The 5,193-nt window shown below is 38.0% G+C and carries 4 protein-coding genes and 3 tRNA genes; 1 reads left to right on the top strand and 6 read right to left on the bottom strand.

The window, feature by feature from the left end; all coding sequences use genetic code 11:
- On the bottom strand, positions 1 to 657 hold a 657-nt coding region (locus tag JHD79_RS23075), incomplete at its 3' end, for a C45 family peptidase (RefSeq protein WP_199121567.1).
- Between the two features lie 1,053 nt (positions 658 to 1,710).
- Between JHD79_RS23075 and JHD79_RS22285 the strand changes: the two genes are divergently transcribed.
- Positions 1,711 to 2,643, top strand: coding sequence for a patatin-like phospholipase family protein (locus JHD79_RS22285; protein ID WP_199121566.1), 933 nt, complete (start codon positions 1,711 to 1,713; stop codon positions 2,641 to 2,643).
- A gap of 81 nt (positions 2,644 to 2,724) precedes the next feature.
- Here JHD79_RS22285 and JHD79_RS22280 read toward each other — a convergent pair whose 3' ends face one another.
- The 5 genes from JHD79_RS22280 to JHD79_RS22260 all read right to left on the bottom strand — a co-directional run bounded on the left by JHD79_RS22280 (position 2,725) and on the right by JHD79_RS22260 (position 5,151).
- The gene (locus tag JHD79_RS22280; RefSeq protein ID WP_199121565.1) at positions 2,725 to 2,943 is read right to left on the bottom strand and encodes a helix-turn-helix transcriptional regulator; all 219 of its coding nucleotides are present in this window, start codon (positions 2,941 to 2,943) and stop codon (positions 2,725 to 2,727) included.
- Positions 2,944 to 3,281: 338 nt separating this feature from the next.
- Positions 3,282 to 3,352, bottom strand: a tRNA-Gln gene (locus tag JHD79_RS22275).
- Positions 3,353 to 3,357: 5 nt separating this feature from the next.
- Positions 3,358 to 3,430, bottom strand: a tRNA-Ile gene (locus JHD79_RS22270).
- A 10-nt stretch (positions 3,431 to 3,440) separates the two neighbouring features.
- Positions 3,441 to 3,514: transfer RNA gene (locus tag JHD79_RS22265), tRNA-Pro, on the bottom strand.
- 275 nt (positions 3,515 to 3,789) lie between these two features.
- Positions 3,790 to 5,151: an efflux transporter outer membrane subunit gene (locus JHD79_RS22260; RefSeq protein ID WP_233164842.1), complete on the bottom strand. Its 1,362-nt coding sequence runs from the start codon at positions 5,149 to 5,151 to the stop codon at positions 3,790 to 3,792.
- Positions 5,152 to 5,193 lie beyond the last annotated feature (42 nt).

Here is a 5,193-nt window from a genome sequence, read left to right as displayed (position 1 = left end):
CCCCCCCCCCCCCCCCCCCCCCCCCCCCCCCCCCCCCCCCCCCCCCCCCCCCCTTTTTCCACGCAGGTCTCGTGGGCTCGGAGATGTGTACCCCCCCCCCCCCCCATTCCTATCAAAGGATTGGGAAAATTGAGTGGTAACCACTAGCCCTTTATCGTTTATGCCTTCATAAGTGCCGATAGTGCCCGCCCAAGTATTACACAAGGTGGCATTTCCAAAAGAAGGCTCGCGAACGATGGTAAGTGCAATTTCATTGGACAAGCCATCTTCATAATCGTTGTTACGGCCAACAATCATTTTTCCATCAAGGGTAAGACCACCCTTTGCGGCAAAAGCCGAACATTGGCAAACTTCCCAATAATCATCAATATAATTCCAAGCCAGAATATCTCTTATCGAAATACCAGAACCTAAGGCCATTCCTTCTAATTCTTTCTTTATTCGCGAAGGTGCTATTTGAGAAGCCTTTAAGGAAAACTCATAAATGGATTCTTCCCTCCAATTCTGTTTTTTGATACCCCACACACGAACACAGTTTTCTATAGCAAAGGCAATTTCCTCTTTAAGTTGTTGCCCATATTGAATACCCATTTCAAAATACGAGCCTTTTAAGTGTAATACCTTAAAGGAATCGGCTGCGGATATAAATTTTTTCATACTGTCTTAATGTTGTTTCTTAATCTCCAAATCGTTCACCTTCGAAATAGCGTTCTCCCCGATCAGAAAGAATGGTAAAGACACATTTATTCTATAGGGATTTTTATTCCATATATTGAAGTGGAAATGTTCTCGAACTACTTCCTGACTTCCACATTTTCTGACCCGAAAAATCAATTAAAGAGATTAATCTTCCCTGTCCTAAGTTAGTGTTCCAATTTTTTGCTATTTGTTAATGTTTGAACCCTAAATTTTATAATCTTAAACTTATGACAACATCGCGATATAAAACCAAGCATAAATACCTGATTTTAGCCCAGGTATTTCTACTTGGTAAGGAGTTTAATCGTGGGCATAGTTGAAATTATGGGTGTTATGGCTGATACATATCTTTTATGTCGAAGTAATAGATAACAGAAAAAACATAGAGGATTAATAAAATAATGACTTTAAAATAGGCCTTTAAGTGGGCAGATTTGATATGGGGCAAAACAGATTTGATCACGAAACAAACGTATTACCGATTTCTATAACAAGGTACTGGTAAAATGTCGCTTATGTTGTAAAAAAGCCCTGGCAAAAGTAGATCAAGAATTACAAAAAGCACGACTGTTCTATTCGCAATGTGCTTGATCACAAAGAGAGTTCTACTGAAACGACCACATTTAGGTATGAAAACGAATTGGCAAATGGAGGCACATCAATATTTAATGCGGAACATTGGTTGCAACATGGCGTTTAAAAATGATCTTTTTTTCGCTTATAATGATGAGTACTTCGATTATCTTGAACGTTATATTTCGGCGACTTTACGAGCACATAAAGGCCGTTCACACTTTACCTTACTAGAAAAAAAGCACCCAAATTTTATCATGAAGGCAAAAAAACGTGAAGGCCCTTTTAAAAATCATTGGAAAGTTAAAAATAACCTGATGCCTTTTTGCACGCCAAAATGCATAGCATCTGTAAGAGGTTGATTTATATACGTAAAAATATAGATTTTAGTTATTTATACTATATTTGGTTAAGATCTTCTAACTATAATATTATATCATGAATGCACTGGTAATTTCAGGAGGTGGAAGCAAAGGCGCTTTTGCAGGCGGAGTGGCAGAGTATCTTCTTAAACATAGCCATAAAAATTACGATCTTTTTGTTGGAACTTCAACAGGTAGTCTTCTCATTCCCTTTTTGGCCATTGGTGATATAGATCGTATCAAAAAACTATATACCACTATTTCACAATCAGACATATTTACGGTTTGCCCATTCATTATTAAAAAGAAGAATGGAGAAGTTAGGCTTAAGATTAACCATTTTGGAATCATCAAACAGTTCTTAAAGAAGCAAAAAACCCTTGGCGATAGTACCAAGTTGAGGCAGCTGATCAAAAAGAACTTTAAGAAAGCTGATTTCGAGAAAATAAAGGAACTGGGAAAAGAAATTGTGGTTACGGTTGCCAATCTTACTACACAATTGGTCGAATATAAATCGTCGAATGATTATGATTATCATGATTTTTGTGACTGGATGTGGGCATCCTGTAATATGACGCCATTGATGAGCCTGTTTCGAAAACACCATAACGAATATGCCGATGGTGGATTTGGAAATCTTATTCCGGTGCAGGAAGCCATCATTAAAGGAGCAACAGATATAGATACTATTGTGCTGAGACAAGAAAAAGCTGTCTATAATCATCCTCCTTTACAGAATGCGATTGAGGTTTTTGCCCGAACAAGTGATTTTATGCTTAATCAGATAGCCAATGACGATCTGATCATATCCAAATTGCAAACGGCAAGCAATAATGTGAAAATTAATTTCTACTTCGTCAATAGGCTACTCACTACACATTCCTTTGTTTTCGATAAAGAGGAAATGTCCAAATGGTGGCAGGAAGGCCTTGATTTGTTTAAGGAACAAGAATGCAAAACACATTTGCTAGAGGTAAAACCAGATGCCAAGATGCATAGGTCTGCGTAGTTACAGACCAATTCTTGACATGTTTACCAGTGAAGCGCAGATTATTCGTGTTTTGAACAGTATCCAGTAGGTTTTATGGCGCTAAGAAATATCTTCTTCTTTTTTATATTCCAAAATATCGGCAGGCTGGCAGTCCAGTACTTTGCAAATGGTTTCAAGCGTACTAAAACGTATGGCTTTTGCTTTGCCCGTTTTGAGGATGGAAAGATTGGATAATGTTAATCCCACTTTTTCTGAAAGCTCGTTCAATGACATCTTTCTTTTGGCCATCATCACATCAAGATTTACAATAATTGGCATAGCTTATATAGTTGGTTCGTTTCCTGTTTGAATTTCCAATGTCTCTCTTAAAGATCTGTTTGATTACAAAAAGTGTAATACTCATAAATAACCATATATCAGCTCCTTCTAAACGTAGATACTGTATGTCGGGCATTTCTTACACCTTGCTAGCGAACCAGTCGGCATATTTAGCTCTCCATAAAGAGAACAGACTTAAGCCGAGTATTAGCATAAAAAGGCATTTCATACAGCAATTATAAACAAATATTTATCTCTTATAGTAAGAAAATATATTGAAGTGCGGTTTAGATAGTACATAAATAGGCTAACCATGCTTGTTGGGTAAACTTTATAGGTTTTCCTGCATGGATTCGAACCAAGATTTTCTGAACCAAAATCAGACGTGCTACCATTGCACCACAGGAAAATAAGTGGAAATAAAAGGACTCGAACCTTTAACCGGTACCGTATAAGGGTACTGCTCTAACCATTGAGCTATATTTCCATTTTTTTAGTAGCGTAACCAGGACTCGAACCAGGAACCTCCTGCTCCCAAAGCAGGTAATCTGACCAATTGATATATTACGCTAAAACAAAAAATCCCCTTAGACTTATCTAAGAGGATTCTCTGTTTTAAATATGTTTTATTCAATACATAGTTATCCCCTCCGATAAATCGGTTGCGGTATAAAACTTTGTATCGAGATCATTTTCATGCTGCAATGATAAGATTTTTTTCTGTTATACAAGAATAATTTTTTAAAATTTCCCTCATAGAGATTTTTTCTCATCAGGGATTTAATTTTGAGCTACTTTACTATATGGTTAATTCTCAATGGAAAGGAATTAAATAATTAATTTATTTTACCTCCATCCACCACCTAAACTTCGATATAGGGCTACTACGGCCTGTAATTTTTGCAGCTTATCACTTATACTGCTCAATTGGGCTGCCAACAAACTTTGCTCAGAAGTAAGTACGTCTGTATAATTGGTGGCAGTAGTGTATTTGAGCAATTGCTTTGTATAATCGACTGATTTTTGCAAAAAAGCAATCTGTTGTTCCCTACTAATGGCTTTTCTCGATGCTGCATGATAACTATATAGGGCATTAGATACTTCCAATCCGGCATTTAACAGGCTCTGTTTAAATGAGAGCAAGCTAGCTTCTTGTTGTGCCTGGGCTATTTTAAGCCGTTGTTTATTTAGCCCATTATTAAAAATAGGTTGGGTAAGTCCTCCAATTACATTGGCAAAGAAAGAAGAGCCTTTAAAAAAATCAGATAAACTATTATTGAACAATCCAGCTTGCCCTGTTATGGTCAACGTTGGATAAAAATAGGTTTTAGCAACATTAACCAGTTCAAAAGAGTTACGAAATTGGTATTCTGCTTCTTTTACATCGGGTCGATTGGCCAATAATAATGAAGGGATGCCTGTATTTAGTTCTGTGAAGACCATTTGATTAGATAGACTGTCTCTTTTTATTAGATTAGGCTCTCTGCCCAGTAAAATACTGATGGCATTTTCAGTCTGCTGTATATTTTCTTCAATATCGGGAAGGGTGACCTCTACCGAAAAACGATTGGCCTGACTTTGTACCACTGCCGCTCCGGTCACCACATCGCTTTCCTTTAGGATCTTCATGGTTTCTGCATCCCTTTTTCTATTGTCTAGGGTAGCTATGGTAAGTTTCAATTGGGCATCATAGGCCATCAAGATATAATAATTTGTGGCAATATCTGCAACCAATTGCGTCTGTACAGCTTGCTTATAAGCTTCGCTTTGCAACAGTGAGGCAAGTGCGGCACGTTTACTGCTTTTTAGTTTGCCCCATAGATCTGCTTCCCAGCTTGCTCCAGCATAAGCTTGATAAACAGAATTGCTGGTTAATTGTGCTGCCGAGGGTTTTAATAACTCTCCATTGGCCATTAGGTTCAAAGAAGGGAAAAATGCCAACCTACTTTGTTTAAGACTGGCTTCGGCCTGTTGTATCCTTGTAACGGCTATTTTTAGGTCAAGGTTATGATCAATCCCCTGCTGGATCAATAACTGCAACAAGCTATCTTTAAACAGTTGTTTCCAAGACATTGTAGCCATGGAAGTAGTATCGGTTGTACTGGCATTACGGTATAAGTTATTACTGACCATTGCTGCTGGCTGCTGATATGGTTGGGTTACCTTACAGGCAGGAAATGTCGAAACACCTAATATGATCGCTACCAATGCTGTCTCTTATACACATCTCCGAGCCCACGAGACCTGCGT

It is taken from the genome of Pedobacter sp. ASV28, from assembly GCF_016428855.1.
GTDB lineage: Bacteria > Bacteroidota > Bacteroidia > Sphingobacteriales > Sphingobacteriaceae > Pedobacter.
Note: the sequence above shows the minus strand (reverse complement) of the source record. Positions and strands in the feature narration are given on the sequence as shown.